General features: G+C 66.5%; 14 protein-coding genes. 10 read left to right on the top strand and 4 right to left on the bottom strand.

The genetic code is table 11. The features are described from left to right. Window positions 1-125 precede the first annotated feature (125 nt). The 10 genes from tkt to QX094_RS16805 all read left to right on the top strand — a co-directional run bounded on the left by tkt (window position 126) and on the right by QX094_RS16805 (window position 10,445). The gene (gene tkt, locus QX094_RS16850; protein ID WP_315713912.1) at window positions 126-2,111 is read left to right on the top strand and encodes a transketolase; all 1,986 of its coding nucleotides are present in this window, start codon (window positions 126-128) and stop codon (window positions 2,109-2,111) included. Between the two features lie 213 nt (window positions 2,112-2,324). Further along, the gene (gene gap, locus QX094_RS16845; RefSeq protein WP_315713911.1) at window positions 2,325-3,332 is read left to right on the top strand and encodes a type I glyceraldehyde-3-phosphate dehydrogenase; all 1,008 of its coding nucleotides are present in this window, start codon (window positions 2,325-2,327) and stop codon (window positions 3,330-3,332) included. A gap of 104 nt (window positions 3,333-3,436) precedes the next feature. Beyond that, window positions 3,437-3,580 carry a hypothetical protein gene (locus QX094_RS16840; protein WP_315713910.1) on the top strand — a complete coding sequence of 48 codons (144 nt, stop codon included), beginning with the start codon at window positions 3,437-3,439 and terminating at the stop codon, window positions 3,578-3,580. Between the two features lie 26 nt (window positions 3,581-3,606). Beyond that, a complete protein-coding gene (locus QX094_RS16835) occupies window positions 3,607-4,797 on the top strand; it encodes a phosphoglycerate kinase (protein WP_315713909.1) in 1,191 nt (396 codons plus the stop codon). A 46-nt stretch (window positions 4,798-4,843) separates the two neighbouring features. After that, window positions 4,844-5,095 (top strand): hypothetical protein, encoded by a 252-nt coding sequence (locus QX094_RS16830; RefSeq protein ID WP_315713908.1) that lies wholly within the window; start codon window positions 4,844-4,846, stop codon window positions 5,093-5,095. Between the two features lie 196 nt (window positions 5,096-5,291). Next, window positions 5,292-6,359: a class II fructose-bisphosphate aldolase gene (fba, locus tag QX094_RS16825; RefSeq protein ID WP_316165769.1), complete on the top strand. Its 1,068-nt coding sequence runs from the start codon at window positions 5,292-5,294 to the stop codon at window positions 6,357-6,359. A gap of 372 nt (window positions 6,360-6,731) precedes the next feature. Next, a complete protein-coding gene (locus tag QX094_RS16820; protein WP_315826025.1) occupies window positions 6,732-7,754 on the top strand; it encodes a class I fructose-bisphosphate aldolase in 1,023 nt (340 codons plus the stop codon). Then, window positions 7,754-8,431: a thiamine phosphate synthase gene (locus tag QX094_RS16815; protein WP_316188051.1), complete on the top strand. Its 678-nt coding sequence runs from the start codon at window positions 7,754-7,756 to the stop codon at window positions 8,429-8,431. The genes QX094_RS16820 and QX094_RS16815 overlap by 1 nt, the downstream gene beginning before the upstream one ends. Before the next feature lie 10 nt (window positions 8,432-8,441). Continuing rightward, entirely contained in the window at window positions 8,442-9,524 is a 1,083-nt protein-coding gene (locus QX094_RS16810; protein ID WP_316188050.1) for a tetratricopeptide repeat protein, read from the top strand. 129 nt (window positions 9,525-9,653) lie between these two features. Then, a complete protein-coding gene (locus QX094_RS16805; RefSeq protein ID WP_315713903.1) occupies window positions 9,654-10,445 on the top strand; it encodes an inositol monophosphatase family protein in 792 nt (263 codons plus the stop codon). 268 nt (window positions 10,446-10,713) lie between these two features. Here QX094_RS16805 and QX094_RS16800 read toward each other — a convergent pair whose 3' ends face one another. The 4 genes from QX094_RS16800 to QX094_RS16785 all read right to left on the bottom strand — a co-directional run bounded on the left by QX094_RS16800 (window position 10,714) and on the right by QX094_RS16785 (window position 17,167). Then, window positions 10,714-11,310: a hypothetical protein gene (locus tag QX094_RS16800; protein ID WP_316188049.1), complete on the bottom strand. Its 597-nt coding sequence runs from the start codon at window positions 11,308-11,310 to the stop codon at window positions 10,714-10,716. A 185-nt stretch (window positions 11,311-11,495) separates the two neighbouring features. Further along, a complete protein-coding gene (locus tag QX094_RS16795) occupies window positions 11,496-14,651 on the bottom strand; it encodes a multidrug efflux RND transporter permease subunit (protein WP_316188048.1) in 3,156 nt (1,051 codons plus the stop codon). Between the two features lie 6 nt (window positions 14,652-14,657). Continuing rightward, window positions 14,658-15,854, bottom strand: coding sequence for an efflux RND transporter periplasmic adaptor subunit (locus QX094_RS16790; protein ID WP_315713900.1), 1,197 nt, complete (start codon window positions 15,852-15,854; stop codon window positions 14,658-14,660). 284 nt (window positions 15,855-16,138) lie between these two features. Then, a complete protein-coding gene (locus QX094_RS16785) occupies window positions 16,139-17,167 on the bottom strand; it encodes a cyclopropane-fatty-acyl-phospholipid synthase family protein (protein ID WP_316165777.1) in 1,029 nt (342 codons plus the stop codon). Window position 17,168 lies beyond the last annotated feature (1 nt).

The following is a 17,168-nucleotide window of genomic DNA, read 5'->3' as shown; positions in this document are numbered from 1 at the left end:
TTCCCGGCGTTGCAGAACCTTTGATTCCCGGAACCGAGGTGCTAATCAGCCCGCAAAATCCCGGCCCGCCAGCAATACCGGCGGCGCTCCTGTCATCAGCATTTCACGTTTGGACGGATTCCAGCATGACGCAGGTCGATCATTCCCGCATGGCCAACGCCATCCGCGGGCTCGCAATGGACGCCGTCGAGAAGGCCAAATCGGGCCATCCCGGCCTGCCGATGGGCGCGGCGGACGTCGCCACAGTGCTGTTCACCCGCGTGCTGAAATACGATGCCGCAGCGCCCGCCTGGCCGGACCGCGACCGCTTCGTGCTGTCGGCCGGCCACGGCTCGATGCTGCTCTATGCGCTGCTGTATCTGACCGGCAACGAGGAGATGACGCTCGACCAGATCAAGCGCTTCCGCCAGGTCGGTTCGCTCACCCCCGGCCATCCGGAGAATTTCCGCACCAAGGGCATCGAGACCACCACCGGCCCGCTCGGCCAGGGCATCTCCACCGCGGTCGGCATGGCGCTGGCCGAGAAGATGCTGCAGGCGGAATACGGCAAGAAGATCGTCGACCACCACACCTATGTGCTGGCCTCGGACGGCGACCTGATGGAGGGCATCTCCCAGGAAGCGATCGCGATGGCCGGGCACTGGAAGCTCAACAAGCTGATCGTGCTGTGGGACGACAACGGGATCTCGATCGACGGCCCGCTGTCGATCGCCGACTCGGTGGACCAGGTGAAGCGCTTCAAGGCGTGCGGCTGGGCCGCCGAGCTGATCGACGGCCATGATCCCGAGGCGATTGCGGCCGCGATCGCGCGGGCGCAGAAGTCGTCGAAGCCGTCGCTGATCGCCTGCAAGACCACCATCGGCTACGGCGCGCCGACCAAGGCCGGCACCTCCAAGGTGCATGGCGAGGCGCTCGGCGCGGAGGAATTGAAGGGCGCCAAGGAGAAGCTCGGCATTTCGCAGGAGCCGTTCTCCGTGCCCGACGACGTGCTCGCCGCCTGGCGCGAGGCCGGCCGCCGCGGCGCAACCGCACGGGCGGAGTGGGAGACCCGGCTCGGCGAGATGGGCCCGCGCAAGCGCGCCGAGTTCGAACGGCGGCTGCGCCACGAGCGGCCCGCCGCGCTGGCGAAGGCGCTGAAGGACCACAAGAAGGCGCTGCTGGAGACCCCGCTCAACGTCGCCACCCGCAAATCGTCGGAGGCCGCGATCGAGGTGATCGCAGCCGCCATGCCGTTCGAGTTCGTGGCCGGCTCCGCCGACCTCACCGGCTCCAACAACAACAAGGCGAAGTCGGCCGTCTCGTTCTCGGCCAAGACGCCGAAGGGCCGCTTCATCCACTACGGCATCCGTGAGCACGGCATGGCCGCCTGCATGAACGGCATCTTCCTGCATGGCGGCTTCGCGCCGAACGGCGCCACCTTCCTAGTGTTCTCGGACTACGCGCGCGGTGCTATCAGGCTGTCGGCGCTGATGGGCGCGGGCGTCGTCTATGTGCTGACGCATGATTCGATCGGCCTCGGCGAGGACGGCCCGACGCACCAGCCGGTCGAGCATCTGGCGGCGCTGCGCGCGATCCCGAACATGCGCGTGTTCCGGCCGTGCGACGCGGTCGAGACCGCCGAATGCTGGGAGCTGGCGCTGAACCGCACCAACGGCCCGACCGTGCTGGCGCTGACGCGGCAGAACCTGCCGCAGCTGCGCACCTCCGCGCCGGCGGACAATCCGTGCAGCCGGGGCGGCTACGAGCTCGTCGCCGCGCAGGGCGAGGCCAAGGTGTCGCTGTTCGCGACCGGCTCCGAGGTCGAGATCGCCGTGGCCGCGCAGAAGCAGCTCGCCGAGCGTGGCATCCCAGCCCGCGTCGTCTCGGTACCGTCGCTGGAGCTGCTGCTCGAGCAGCCGGCCGAGGCCAGGGCCAAGATCATCGGCAACGCTCCGGTCAAGATCGCCATCGAGGCCGCGGTGCGCTGGGGCTGGGACGCGGTGATCGGCCAGGACGGCATCTTCATCGGCATGCATTCGTTCGGCGAGAGCGGCCCGGCCAAGGAGCTCTACAAGCATTTCGGCATCACCGCCGAGGCGGCTGTCGCGGCGGCCGTACAGCGGCTGGCGTAAAGCCCGCTCGATCCTGCGCGGCGGTTCACCAAATCAGGAGCGCCGCGCGAACATGATTCGCGACGGTTGAGCGAGCGCAAAAAAAGGACTACGAAAGGGCCATATCGTCCGCTCGCGCCCGGCAGAACCGGGCGTCAACAGGTCCAAACCCTCGTAGAGCCCTTGCCAGGGGCCGGCTGCGAGGGACGAGAAACGTCATTGAAGGAGACGAAAATGGCAGTCCGGGTCGGGATCAACGGGTTTGGCCGCATCGGCCGCAACGTTCTGCGCGCCATCGCGGAATCGGGTCGCAAGGACATCGTGGTGGTCGGCATCAACGATCTCGGCCCGGTCGAGACCAACGCCCACCTGCTGCGCTTCGACAGCGTGCACGGCCGCTTCCCCCATACCGTGACCGTCGACGGTGACACGATCGATATCGGCAACGGCAAGATCAAGGTCACCGCCGAGCGTGATCCGTCGAAGCTGCCCTGGAAGGACCTCGGCGTCGACATCGCGCTGGAATGCACCGGCATCTTCACCTCCAAGGACAAGGCCTCCGCGCATCTGACCGCCGGCGCCAAGCGCGTGCTGGTCTCGGCCCCGGCCGACGGCGCCGACGCGACCATCGTCTACGGCGTCAATCACACGACGCTGACCAAGGATCACCTCGTCGTCTCCAACGGCTCCTGCACCACCAACTGTCTGGCGCCGATCGCCAAGGTGCTGAACGACACCGTCGGCATCGAGACCGGCTTCATGACCACGATCCACGCCTACACCGGCGACCAGCCGACACTCGACACCATGCACAAGGATCTCTATCGCGGCCGCGCGGCGGCGATGTCGATGATCCCGACCTCGACCGGCGCGGCCAAGGCGATCGGCCTGGTGCTGCCCGAGCTGAAGGGCAAGCTCGACGGCGTCGCGATCCGCGTGCCGACGCCGAACGTCTCGGTGGTGGATCTCAAGATCGTCGCCAAGCGCAACACCGACCCGAAGGAGATCAACGAGGCGATGAAGCGCGCCGCCGAGCAGGAGCTCAAGGGCGTGCTCGGCTACACCACGTCGCCGAACGTCTCGATCGACTTCAACCACGATCCGCACTCCTCGACGTTCCACATGGACCAGACCAAGGTCATGAACGGCAACCTCGTGCGCGTGATGTCCTGGTACGACAACGAGTGGGGCTTCTCCAACCGCATGGCCGACACCGCCGTCGCGATGGGCAAGCTGCTCTAACTCTCGCCCAGTCATTCCGGGGCGCCTTGCAGAGAGGCCCCCGGAATCTCGAGATCCGGGTGCGGTCCTGCGGACCGCCCCGGAACGACGGCTGAGGAAGCGCGATGACCCTTCCCAACTGGCTTGGAATCCCCGGCGCGCTGCTGCTGATCGGCCTGATTGCCTATGGTTTCCGCCAAGGCATGCGGGTGACGACGAAGCAGGAAGGCGATCCGCCGGAAAACACCAACGGCTACAATCAGCCCTGATAGTCCCTCGTTCAACGGTGGCTTCAATGAAACAATTCCGCACCCTCGACGACGTCGACGTCAAAGGCAAACGCGTGCTGCTGCGCGTCGACCTGAACGTGCCCATGGAGAATGGCCACGTCAGCGATGCGACGCGCCTGGAGCGCGTCGCGCCGACCATCAATGAGATCGCGACCAAGGGCGGCAAGGTCATCCTGCTCGCGCATTTCGGCCGGCCGAAGGGGCGCGATGCCAAGGACTCGCTGAAGCCGGTCGCCACTGCGCTCTCGCAGGTGATCAAGCGTCCTGTCGCCTTTGCCGACGATTGCATCGGCGAGCCGGCGGCGACCGCCATCGCCGCGATGAAGGACGGCGACGTGCTGTGCCTGGAGAACACGCGCTTCCACAAGGAGGAAGAGAAGAACGATCCGGCGTTCGTCGCCGAGCTCGCCAAGCTCGGTGACATCTGGGTCAACGACGCCTTCTCCGCCGCGCACCGCGCCCACGCCTCGACCGAAGGCCTCGGCCACAAGCTGCCGGCCTATGCCGGCCGCACCATGCAGGCCGAGCTCGACGCGCTCGACAAGGCGCTGGGCCGGCCGGCCAAGCCGGTCATCGCGATCGTCGGCGGCGCCAAGGTCTCCACCAAGATCGACCTGCTGGAAAACCTCGTCACCAAGGTCGATGCGCTGGTGATCGGCGGCGGCATGGCCAACACCTTCCTGCATGCACAGGGCGTGCAGATCGGCAAGTCGCTGGCTGAGAAGGATCTCGCCGCCACCGCGCTCAGGATCATGGAGAAGGCCGAGGCCTCGAACTGCGCCATCATCCTGCCGGTGGATGCCACCGTTTCGTATCACTTCGCGGCCAACTCGCCGTCCTTCGCCTATGGCCTCGACGCCATCCCGCCGGACAGCATGATCCTCGACGTCGGCCCGCAATCGACCGCCCGCATCCATGCCGCGATCGACGACGCCGCGACGCTGGTGTGGAACGGTCCGCTCGGCGCCTTCGAGCTGACGCCGTTCGACCGCGGCACGATGGTCGCCGCCAAGCACGCGGCCGAGCGTACCAAGGCCAAGAAGCTGGTTTCGGTGGCCGGCGGCGGCGATACCGTCGCCGCGCTCAACCAGGCCGGAGTTGCCTCGGACTTCACCTATGTCTCGACCGCCGGCGGCGCTTTCCTGGAGTGGATGGAAGGCAAGCCGCTGCCGGGCGTCGAGGTGCTGAAGATCTGATTTCTCGAACGTTGTCGGCCATGGATGTTTCTGTTATGTTCCATCCATGGTCGAGACTCCGACAGACCATTCGATCCTGATCAAGATCCAGGAGAGCATTGCTGCGCTCCGGACAGAGGTCGGACAGTTCAGGCTGGATAATCGAGCCGAGCACGAGCGCATGGAAGCCTTGATCCGCAGGCAGCGTCGGGACTCTGCCGGCATGCTGGTGATGATGCGCGCGGCCGCCGGTGACTTAGACGTGCGTGTCACCGAGGTCGAGGAACGCATCACCGCTCTTGAAGCCAGGAAGACCTGATCTCCCATCGTTGAGCTACCGGCAACGCGCCAGCCCTACGCGCTAACCCTAGACGTATCCTGACCGCCTCCTCCTCCAGGCTGCGTCGCCACTGCCCTTGGAATCCGCCCACCACCGCGTTATGCACGGTGCAGCAGTTTCGGCGCGTGCGCATCCTGCCGCACGGTCCAATCCTTAATCTCAGGGAGTTCCAGCCATGGCTCGTATCACGTTGCGTCAATTGCTCGACCACGCGGCGGAAAATGACTACGGCGTCCCGGCGTTCAACATCAACAACATGGAGCAGGCGCTGGCGATCATGGAGGCGGCCAATGCGGTCGACGCGCCGGTCATCATCCAGGCCTCGCGCGGCGCCCGCTCCTATGCCAACGACGTCATGCTCAAGCACATGATGGACGCGGTCACCGAGATCTATCCGCACATTCCGGTGTGCGTGCATCTCGATCATGGCAACGGTCCCGACACCTGCATGACCGCGATCCAGTCCGGCTTCACCTCGGTGATGATGGACGGCTCGCTGAAGGCCGACGGCAAGACCCCGGCTGACTGGGACTACAATGTCGGCGTCACCAAGACGGTCGCCACCATGGCGCATCTCGGCGGCATCTCGGTCGAGGGCGAGCTCGGCGTGCTCGGCTCGCTCGAGACCGGAATGGGCGACAAGGAGGACGGCCACGGCGCCGAGGGCAAGCTGTCCCACGACCAGCTGCTGACCAATCCGGACGAGGCCGTGAAGTTCGTGCGCGAGACCCAGGTCGACGCGCTCGCGATCGCGATGGGAACGTCGCACGGTGCCTACAAGTTCACGCGCAAGCCCGACGGCGACATCCTCGCCATGAACGTGATCGAGGAGATCCACCGCAAGCTGCCGAACACGCATCTCGTGATGCACGGCTCGTCGTCGGTGCCGCAGGATCTGCAGGAGATCATCAACGCCTATGGCGGCAAGATGAAGCCGACCTGGGGCGTGCCGGTCAGCGAGATCCAGCGCGGCATCAAGAACGGCGTCCGCAAGATCAACATCGACACCGACAACCGCATGGCGATGACCGGCCAGATCCGCAAGGTGCTGTCGGAGCACCCGGAGGAATTCGATCCGCGCAAGTACCTGAAGCCGGCGATGGAGGCGATGGCCAAGCTGTGCAAGCAGCGCCTGCAGGAGTTCAACACCGCCGGCCAGGCCTCGAAGATCAAGCGCGTGCTGACGACGGCCGAGATGGCCAAGCGCTACGCCAAGGGTGAGCTCGCCCCGAAGGTCGCGTGAGCGTTCGTCGTGTAGTTCGACCTTCGCCCTGAACTCGGTGTGCTCCCCTCCCCCTTGCGGGTAGGGCTATCGCATCTGGCGCTTTACGTCTTGCGCCCGCCTTTTTCCACTTCGTCATGGCCGGGCTTGTCCCGGCCATGAGGGAGTAACTCGTTGGCAGCAGTTCGTGCCGCGATTGCCGAATTCGTCAAATGCGATCGCCCTGCTCGTGCGGGGAGGGGAGCCGACTGCCGCTGAGTTGACAAGGTTGCCCCATCAGCAACCTCCCTTCACCTCTCCGAGAGTCCGCCTCACCTGCGGCCAATGTTTGCTCGGCAACCGCCCGAGAACCGTCTATTTTGATGGGCAGGGCAGGTGCGTCTGGAGCCAAGCATGAACCTCTCCGCACTGAACACCACGGCCCTTGCCATGGTCGCGCCGGGCAAGGGCATTCTCGCCGCCGATGAATCCACCGGGACGATCAAGAAGCGCTTCGATGCCATCAAGGTCGAATCGACCGAACAGAACCGCCGCGACTATCGCGAGATGCTGTTCCGCAGCGCAGGCATGTCGTTCATCTCCGGCGTCATTCTCTATGACGAAACCATCCGGCAGAACGCCGCCGACGGCACCCCGCTGGTGAAGCTGATCGAAGCGGCCGGCGCCATTCCCGGCATCAAGGTCGACGAGGGAACGCAACCGCTGCCCGGCTGCCCCGGCGAGCGGGTCACGGCCGGGCTCGACAGGCTTGCGGATCGGCTGGCGACGTACTACGCGCTGGGTGCGCGCTTCGCCAAATGGCGGGCCGTGATCGATATCGACAAGGACAATATCCCTTCGATGACAGCGATCCATGTCAACGCGCATGCGCTCGGCCGCTATGCCGCCCTGTGCCAGGCCGCGAACATCGTGCCGATCGTCGAACCGGAGGTGCTGATGGACGGCGATCATGATATCGCTCGCTGCTTCGACGTCACGCGCCGCGTCCTGAACGAGGTGTTTCGTGAATTGCGCATCCAGCGCGTCGCGTTGGAAGGCATGATCCTGAAGCCCAACATGGCGGTCCCGGGCAAGCAATCGCCGGACCAGGCCGGGGTGCAGGAGGTCGCCGAAAGGACCGTCCAACTGCTGAAGGAATGCGTGCCTGCGGCGGTGCCCGGCATCGCCTTCCTGTCCGGCGGACAATCCGACGAGAGCGCGACCGCGCATCTCGACGCGATGAACCGGCTCGGTCCGCTGCCCTGGAGGCTGACCTTCTCCTATGGCCGTGCGTTGCAGGCCGCGCCGCAACAGGCATGGGCCGGCAAGGCGGCGAACGTCGCTACCGGCCAGCGGGCCTTCACCCACCGCGCTCGCATGAACGCGCTTGCCAGCCGCGGCCAGTGGACCGCCGCGCTCGAGAAAGAGGCCGCCTAGTGTCCGGCAAGACGACATCCGCGCGGCCCGCGCCGCGCCTGTATCTAGCAACGCCGGTCGTGACCGACGCGGCGGCGCTGGCCGCCGGCCTGCCGGCGATCCTCGCCAGCGCCGATTTGGCGGCGGTGCTGGTGCGGCTGAAGGAGAGCGATCCGCGCAGCATGATCACGACGGTCAAGACGCTGGCGCCGGCGATCCAGGGCGCCGGTGCGGCGCTGCTGATCGACGGCCATCCCGACATCGTGGCCCGCGCCGGCGCCGATGGCGCACATCTGACCGGCGTCGCCGCGCTGGAGGAGGCACTGCCCGGCCTGAAGCCGGACCGCATCGCCGGCTGCGGCGGCCTGTCGACACGCCATGATTCGATGCGCGCCGGCGAGCTCGGCGCCGACTATGTGCTGTTCGGCGAGCGCGACGCGCAGGGACGGCGGCCCTCGCCGGATGCCGTCAATGAGCGCCTGGCCTGGTGGGCCGAGCTGTTCGAGCCGCCCTGCGTGGGCTATGCGATTTCGCTCAAGGAAGCCGCGGACTTCGTCGCCGCGGGAGCCGATTTCGTGCTGGTCGACGACCTCGTCTGGAACGACGCCCGCGGTCCGGCCCCTGCTCTTGCCGAGATCAGTGCCGCGATCCGCAGCGCCCATGCGGCCGTGCCGGCCGACGCGCCGGGACAGAGCTGAACCGCTGCCGATGACGATCCTGCGCCTGACATGTGTTGTTGCTGCGCTCGCCATGGCGACGACGGGCGCGGCCGCGCAGATCTCGTTGACGCCGCCTGCTCAGCAGCCGCCGACGGAAAAGCCCAAGCCGGTCGAAAGGCCGGCGGAGAGGCCCAAGCCGCCGGCACCGTCCGCTGCGAAGAAGCCAGCCCCTGCCCCATCGGCCAAGCCGGCCGCCCCGGCGCCGGCCGCGACGCCGCCGCCCGCCGCCAATGATCCCAATGTCGACCTGGTCTACGGCGCCTATCAGCGTGGCCAGTACAAGACCGCCTTCGATCTCGCCACGCCGCGGGCGCAGGCCGGCGATCCCAAGGCCATGGCGATGCTCGGCCAGCTCTACGAAAACGCCATGGGCATCCGCCGCGACTACGACAAGGCGGCGATCTGGTACAAACGCGCCGCCGAGGCCGGCGACCGCGAAGCGATGTTCGCGCTGGCGATGATGCGGCTGGCCGGGCGCGGCGGCCCTGTCGACAAGCTCGAGGCGGTCAAGCTGTTGGCCTCCGCCGCCAAGCTCGGCGAGCCCAAGGCGGCCTACAATCTCGCGCTGCTCTATCTCGACGGCCAGACCTTTCCGCAGGACCTCAGACGCTCGGCCGAGCTGCTGCGCCTTGCTGCGGATGCCGGCAACGCCGAGGCGCAATACGCGCTGGCGACCTTCTACAAGGAAGGAACCGGCGTGCCGAAAGACCTCGAGAAGGCCGCTCGCCTGCTGCAGGCCGCGGCGATCGCCGACAATGTCGACGCCGAGGTCGAATACGCGATCGCGCTGTTCAACGGCACCGGCGTGCCGAAGGACCAGCCCGCGGCGATCGCGCTGCTGCGCAGGGCCGCGCGGCAGAACAGCCCGGTCGCCCAGAACCGACTGGCATGGGTGCTGCTGTATGGAATCGCCACCCAGATGGACAAGGTCGAGGCCTACAAATGGCACCTGGTGGCCAAGACCGCCGGCAAGGGCGACCCCAAGCTCGACGAGAAATTCGCCGACATGCCCCCCGAAGACCGCGCCAAGGGCGAACAGGCCGCCAAGCGCTGGCTGGGCACCATCAAGTGACCGGCCGCTGATCCGGCCTTGACGCGGCGGCCCCGGCAGGGCACCCACAGCCAGCCATTTCACCCGCCTTCGTCCGCTTCCGGGGAAGGCGCGCACCGCGAGGTGCGGTCAGCCCAGCGCATCGAGCTCATGATCCATTCCGCCCTCATCAATGTCATGGTCAAGGCCGCGCGCCGCGCCGGCCGCAACCTCAAGCGCGATCTCGGCGAGATCGAGCACCTGCAGGTGTCGCTGAAGGGCCCGGCGAACTTCGTCTCGCGCGCCGACAAGAAGGCCGAGGAGATGCTGTACGAGGACCTCTCCAAGGCCCGGCCCGGCTACGGCTTTCTCGGCGAGGAGGGCGGCAAGCGGGAAGGCAGCGACAAGTCGCACACCTGGATCGTCGATCCGCTCGACGGCACCACCAACTTCCTGCACGGCATCCCGCAATTCGCGATCTCGATCGCGCTCCAGCGCGAGGACACCGTGATCGCCGGCGTGATCTACAATCCCGCCAATGACGAGCTCTACATCGCCGAGCGCGGCAAGGGCGCGTTCCTCAACGACCAGCGGCTGCGCGTCGCCGCACGGCGCCAGCTCCATGAATGCGTCATCGCCTGCGGCCTGCCGCATATCGGCCGCGGCGACCACCAGCTGTTCCTGCGCGAGATGACCTCGCTGCAGGTCAAGGTCGCAGGGCTCCGCCGCTTCGGCGCCGCCTCGCTCGACCTCGCCTTCGTCGCCGCCGGTCGCTTCGACGCCTATTGGGAACGCGACCTGCAGCCCTGGGACATCGCGGCCGGCCTGATCATGGTGCGCGAGGCCGGCGGCACCGTATCGGGCATCGACGGCAAGGAAGACGCGCTGGCGACTGGGCACGTCGTGTGCGGCAACGAGGTCATTCACCGCGAGCTCGTGAAGGTGCTGAAGGCGGCGGCGTAGTTTTGATTCTGCGCGGCCACGCCGTTCGCCTTCTTATAGAATGCCACACCGCTCGCGTCACATACGGTGTCGTCCCGGCCTTGAGCCGGGACCCATAACCACCGGCTGTTCTGATGGAGCGAGATGGGGCGACCTGCGCGCCTCAAACATCTCCCTGGGGGTATGGGTCCCGGATCTGCGCGCGCATACGCGCGCTTGTCCGGGACGACGCCGAGGATGGAGTTGGCGGCCGAGCTCTACCGCCGGAAAGCTATCTACAGCCTGAACGCTATCTGCGCCCGCTGGTGAACGCCTGCGGCGTCGCGCCGGGCAATGCCGGGGAATTGATGTCGCTGTCGATGCGATCGGACGACTGGCCGGCATAGCTGAAGCCGAGCGACAGGCTGACATTGGACGTCGGCTTGAACTCGACGCCGCCATTGATCGCGTAGGCCGGCGTAGACGTCGAGCGTCCGTCGAATGTTGCGAACGGGCCGCCCAGGCCGGGATTGTATTTCAGCGTGTCGAAGCCGCCGTAGAGGCTGACCCCGCTCTTGAACGTGTAGCCGTACTGCGCGCCCTCGGTGGTGTACGAGCCGAGCGCCCCATAGCGATTGACGATGTTCGAGCTCAGGCCGACTCCCGAAAGCGCCGCCCAATTGTTCGTCACGCTGTAGCGCCGCGCGAAGAAGCCGCTGTCGCTGCCGTTCGTCGTGAAGCTCGGAAAGTTGCCGTAGGAGTCGAGGCTGCCGGCATCGCTGAAGCCGACCGGCCAGCCCGGCAGCCAGTATTTGACGGGACCTGATTGGGCGTGAGCCGCGTGGCTGACGAAGGAGAGACCAGCAAGCGCGATTGCGAAGACAGATTTGCGAGAGACCATCGACATGCCGTGACCGTTTACATGCTGTGGGAGCATACACGCGGAGAGTGGCGAACTCCAGCCGGCGTCGGTGGAGTTCCGTTCTCCCGGCACGAGCGGTGTGCTCCCCTCCCCCTTGCGGAGAGGGGAGCGGACCGCCTGCGAGGCAAGACCGCAGCACAATCCTCCGAAAAAGGCCTATTCGACCTCACTCACGGCTTCGCCGGTGCCGGCGGCCCATAAGCCTCAAGCTCCGCCACCGGCTCCGTCTTCTCCCGATCCCCCGCGAGCACGCGCTGGACCGAGACGAAGAACACGGGGACCATCAACAGCGCCAGGATCACCACCGCGATCATGCCGCCCATCACATTGGTGCCGAGCGCCTGCTGGCTGGCACCGCCGGCGCCCGTCGCCATCGACATCGGAAGCACGCCGCAGACGAAGGCGAGACCGGTCATGATGATCGGGCGGAAGCGCAAGGAGCAGGCCTCGATCGTCGCCGCGACCAGCGGCTTGCCGTGGGCGCGCAGATCCTTGGCGAACTCGATGATCAGGATCGCGTCCTTGGCGGCGAGACCGATGATGGTGATCAGCGCCACCGTGAAGTACACGTCGTTGGACAGGCCGCGCAGATTGGCGGCGACGACGGCGCCGAGGATGCCGAGCGGCACGGTCAAGAGCACCGCGAGCGGGATCGTCCAGCTCTCGTAGAGCGCAGCGAGACACAGGAACACGACCAGCGCCGAGAGACCGAGCAGCAGCGGCGCCTGCGAACCCGACAGCTTCTCCTGCAACGACTGTCCGGTCCATTCATAGCCGAAGCCACGCGGCAGCTTGCCGGCGAGGCGCTCCATCTCCTTGAGCGCGTCGCCCGAGGTGTAGCCCGGCTTGGCCTCGCCGGAGATGCGGATGGCCGGATAGTAGTTGAAGCCGGCGATCTGGGTCGGCCCCTTCGCCCACTGGATGGTAGCAAAGGACGAGAACGGCACCAGCTGGCCCTTGGTGTTCTTGACGCTGTAGTTGAGGATCTCGTCCGCGTTCATGCGGCTGATGCGATCGGCCTGGACGACGACGCGCTGCATGCGGCCACGGTTCGGGAAGTCGTTCACGTAAGTAGAGCCGAGATTGGTCGAGATCGTGGTGTTGATGTCCTCGAAGGTGACGCCGAAGGCGCCGGCCTTCTCGCGGTCGATCATCAGATTGATCTGGGGTCCCGGCGGAAGACCCTCGACATAGACCTTCTGCAGCACCGGGCTCGCATTGGCTTCCGCGATCAGCTGGTCGGCGGCAGCGGTCAGCGCAGCATAGCCCTTCTGGCCGCGATCCTGCAGGCGGAAGCTGAAGCCCGAGGAGTTGCCGAGATTGTCGATCGGCGGCGGCTGCAGCGCGGTGATCTTGGCGTCGCGCAAGCCGGCGAGATCGCGATTGATGTCGGCGACCAGCGCCGCGGCGCTGTCACGCTTGCCGCGCTCCGACCAGTCCTTCAGCGAAATGAAGGCCTGCGCGGTGTTGACGCCCTGGCCGGCATAGCTGAAGCCGGTGAGGAAGGTGACATCGTCGATGCCCTCGCGCTTGGCCAGATACTTCTCGACTGCCTCCACCGCGGCTTGCGTCCGCGCGTAGGAGGAATCCGCCGGCGTCTGCACGTCGGTGGTGATGAAGCCCTGGTCGTCGACCGGCAGGAAGCCGCCGGGCAGTTGGATGAAGGCGAAGGTCAGCCCGACCAGGAAGATCGCATAGATCAGCATCAGCCGTCCGGTGCGCTTCAGCGCGCCGCCGACCACGCCGGTGTAGCGGTTGCGGCTGTTGTCCATGAAGCGGTTGAACCAGCCGAACACACCCTTCTTTGCGTGGCCGTGGCCGGCCGTGACCGGCTTCAGCAGCGTCGCGCACAACGCCGGGGTCAGCGACAGCGCCAGCAGCGCCGAGAAGCCGATCGCCGCCACCATGGTGACCGAGAACTGCCGATAGATGATGCCGACCGAGCCGGGGAAGAACGCCATCGGCACGAACACCGCCATCAGCACCAGCGTGATGCCGATGATGGCGCCGGTGATCTGGCCCATCGCCTTGCGCGTCGCCTCCTTCGGCGACAGCCCCTCCTCGGTCATGATGCGCTCGACGTTCTCGACCACGACGATGGCGTCGTCGACGAGGATGCCGACCGCGAGCACCATGCCGAACATCGTCAGCATGTTGATGGAGTAGCCGACCAGCATCAGCGTTGCGCAGGTGCCGAGCAGCGCCACGGGCACCACGATGGTCGGAATGATGGTGTAGCGGATGTTCTGCAGGAACAGGAACATCACCACGAACACCAGCACCACGGCTTCGACCAGGGTCATCAGCACCCGCTTGATCGACGCCTTCACCACCGGCGTGATGTCGTAGGGGATCTCATAGCTGATGTTGGAGGGGAAGAAGCGCGACAGCTCCTTCATCTTGGCCTCGACCGCGCTCGCGGTCGCCAGCGCATTGCCGGTCGGCGACAGCAGCACCGAGAGACCCGCGGTCGGCCTGCCGTTGAGGCGGGTGTTGAACTGATAGCTGAGGCCGCCGATTTCGACGCGCGCGACATCGCGCAGCCGCACCGTCGAGCCATCGGGATTGGCACGCAGGATGATCGATCCGAACTCGTCGGGCGAATCGAGCTGGCCCTTGACCAGCACCAGCGCCGAGGTGCGCTGCGAGGTCGTCGCGGGCTCGGCGCCGATGCTGCCCGAGGCGACCTGCGCGTTCTGCGCGCCGATCGCCTTGGTGACGTCGTCGGCAGTGAGGCCGTAGCCGATCAGCTTGGCGGGATCGAGCCAGACGCGCAGCGAGCGCTCGGTCGAATACAGCGTGGCGCGGCCGACGCCGGGAATGCGCCGGATTTCGCCGAGCACGTTGCGGATCATGAAGTCGCCGAGCCCGACCTCGTCGAGGCTGCCGTCGGTCGACTGCAGCGTGATGATCTGCAGCACGGCGGCGGAGGCTTCCTCGACCAGGATGCCCTGCTGGATGACGGCGCGCGGCAGCCGCGCCTCGACACGCTTGAGGCGGTTCTGCACCTCGACCGAGGCGTCATTGGTCGACGTGCCCGGCACGAAGTTCGCCGTGATCTCGACCTGGCCGAGCGAATCGCTGGTGGATTCGAAGTTGAGAATGCCGGAGGCGCCGTTGAGCTCCTCCTCGATCAGCCGCGTCACGCTGTTGTAGAGATTCTCCGGCGACGCGCCGGGGTAGCTGGTCGAGATCGAGATCGAGGGCGGCGCGATGATCGGATATTGCGCCACCGCCAGCAGCGGAATCGCGATCGCGCCGATCAGGCAGATGAACAGCGCGACCACCCAGGCGAAGATCGGCCTGTCGATGAAGAAGCTCGGCATGGCGACTTACCGCGTCGCCGACTTCGATTCGAGCTGCGTCGCGGCGCTGACCTCGGTCCAGACCTGCGGCGCGACCCTGTCGCCGGCGGCGAACTTCTGGAAGCCGTCCACCACGACCTTGTCGCCGGCGCGCAGACCGTCGGTGATCAGCACCAGGCCATCCTGGGTCGGGCCGGTGCGCACCGGCCTGGCGATCGCGCGGTTGTCGTCGCGGATGACGTAGACCTCGGACCCGCCGGCCGCGTTGCGCTGCACCGCCTGCTGCGGCACGCCGACGGAGTCGCTGTCGATGCCCTGCTCGATGCGGACGCGGACATACATGCCCGGCAGGAGCTCGCGCTTCGGATTGGCGAACTCGCCGCGCAAGGTGACCTGACCGGTGGCGGCATCGACCTTGGCGTCGGAGAACAGGAGCTTGCCCGGAATCGAATACGGCGTGCCGTCGTCGAGCACGAGACGGACCTTGATCGCGTCGGGCGCGATCTGGTCGAGGTCGCCGGACTCGAACGCCCGGCGCAGGCGGTTGAGCTCGCTCACCGACTGGGTGAAGTCGGCATAGATCGGATCGAGCTGCTGGATCGTGACCAGCGAGGTCTCGTTCTGGACCGCGATGGCGCCCTCGCTGACCTGGGCCGCGCCGACGATGCCGTCGATCGGCGCGCGCACGGTCGCATAGTCGAGATTGAGCTGGGCACGCGCAAGATCGGCCTTGCGGGCCTCGATGTCGGCCGCTGCCTCGCGCTCGGTCGAGATCGCCTTCTCGTTCTCGACCGCCGGGGCTGCGCGCTCCTTGAACAGCAGGCTGATGCGGTGGGCCTGCTGCACCGCGCGCTCATGCACCGCCTCGGCCTTGGCCAGCGCCGCCCGGCTCGACAGGATCTCCACCTCGAACGGCTTCGGATCGATGCGATAGAGCGGATCGCCCGCCTTGACCTCGCTGCCCTGGCGGAACAGCCGCTCGACGATGATGCCCGAGACGCGCGGACGGACGTCGGAGACGCGGGTCGGCGCGATGCGGCCGGGCAGCTCGCGCACGATCGCTCGCGCCTTCTGCTCGACGGTCACGATGCCGACGTCCGGAATGACGATCTGCTCATTGGCGGAGGCCTGAGCCTGGATGGGGTCGTTACAGCCGGCCAGCAGCGGCGCGGCGGCCGCGAGCATCAATGCACTGCTGACCAGCGACGCGCGAAAACGTGACATGCGTGGAGGAGCCCCCTCGATGATGATGATGAAAACAGTCGACCGGATGGCCCAGTCATGGCGCCATTCTGGCGCTCGCCTTGCTGCAACATAGAAAAGAGCTGCTGCGACGCAACGCGAAACCCGGGCGGCTTGATGTCACACGAACTACATAACTGATAGATCAAGCTTTTTCGGGACTCACCTAATTGTGAGTGCTTTGTGGCAGCAGGTTCCCAGCAGGTTCCGCGGAGCGAAACGCGAATCCCCCTCCAGCACTGCGGCATCCCGCCGCAGCGAACAAATTAGTTCGCCGGCCGCAGGCGGTAGTGACTGACGCCCCATTCACGGCCTTCGTCGTGCCCGAACAGACCCGCGGTGGCGAGGAAGAACCAGCGCCAGCGGCGCATCCACAGCGCCGTGTCGTCGCCATAGACCGGCTGCAGCACCTGCAGGATGCGGTTGTAATCGGCATCGAAATTGGCGAGCCAGTCCCGTGCCGTGTGCTGATAATGCGTGCCGCTCCAGCGCCATTCCTTCTCGACCGCGAACAGATCCGCGTACTGCCGGATCAGGCCGTGGCTCGGCATGATGCCGCCGGTGAAGAAGTGCTGCGCGATCCAGTCCTCGCGATCGTTGCGGTCGAACAGGTAGGATCCGGTGCGGTGGGTGAAGATGTGCATGAACAGGCGGCCGTCCGGCGCGAGCCATGATCTGACCCGCGACAGCAGCTCGCGCCAGTTCATCATGTGCTCGAACATCTCGACCGAGACGATGCGATCAAAGCGCGCGTCGGGAGCGAACCCGTTCATGTCGGCGGTGACGACCCGCAGGTTGAGCAGGCCGCGCGCGGCCGCCATCTCCTCGATCGCGCGGCGCTGCGAGTGCGAGTTGGAGACCGCCGTGATCTTCGCACGCGGGAACTGCCGGGCCATGAACAGCGACAGCGAGCCCCAGCCGCAGCCGAGCTCCAGAATGGTCTGGCCATCCTGGAGATCGGCATTGGCGACGGTCTGGCGCAGCGCCTCCTCCTCCGCCTCCCGCAGGGTCGAGACCGGCTCCTTGTAGAAGCAGCAGGAGTATTTGCGGTTCGGCCCGAGCACGCGGGCGAAGAACGCCGCCGGCACCTCATAGTGCTGGCTGTTCGCCGCGTCGGTATGCTCGGCGATCGGCCGCGTCGTCAGCAGGCGGGCGAACTCTGGGTCACCCATCGCATCGGCCCCGCCGAGCCGCGCCGCCGTGCGCGAGCACAATTCGGAGATCGCGGAGCGGATGACGGCATCGGGCAGCGGCACGCGCTCGGCGGCGCCGATGATGGTCGAGATGAAGCTCATG

It is taken from the genome of Bradyrhizobium sp. SZCCHNS1050 (assembly GCF_032484785.1).
In the GTDB taxonomy this organism is placed as follows: domain Bacteria; phylum Pseudomonadota; class Alphaproteobacteria; order Rhizobiales; family Xanthobacteraceae; genus Bradyrhizobium.
This window is presented reverse-complemented; position numbering and strand designations above follow the sequence as displayed.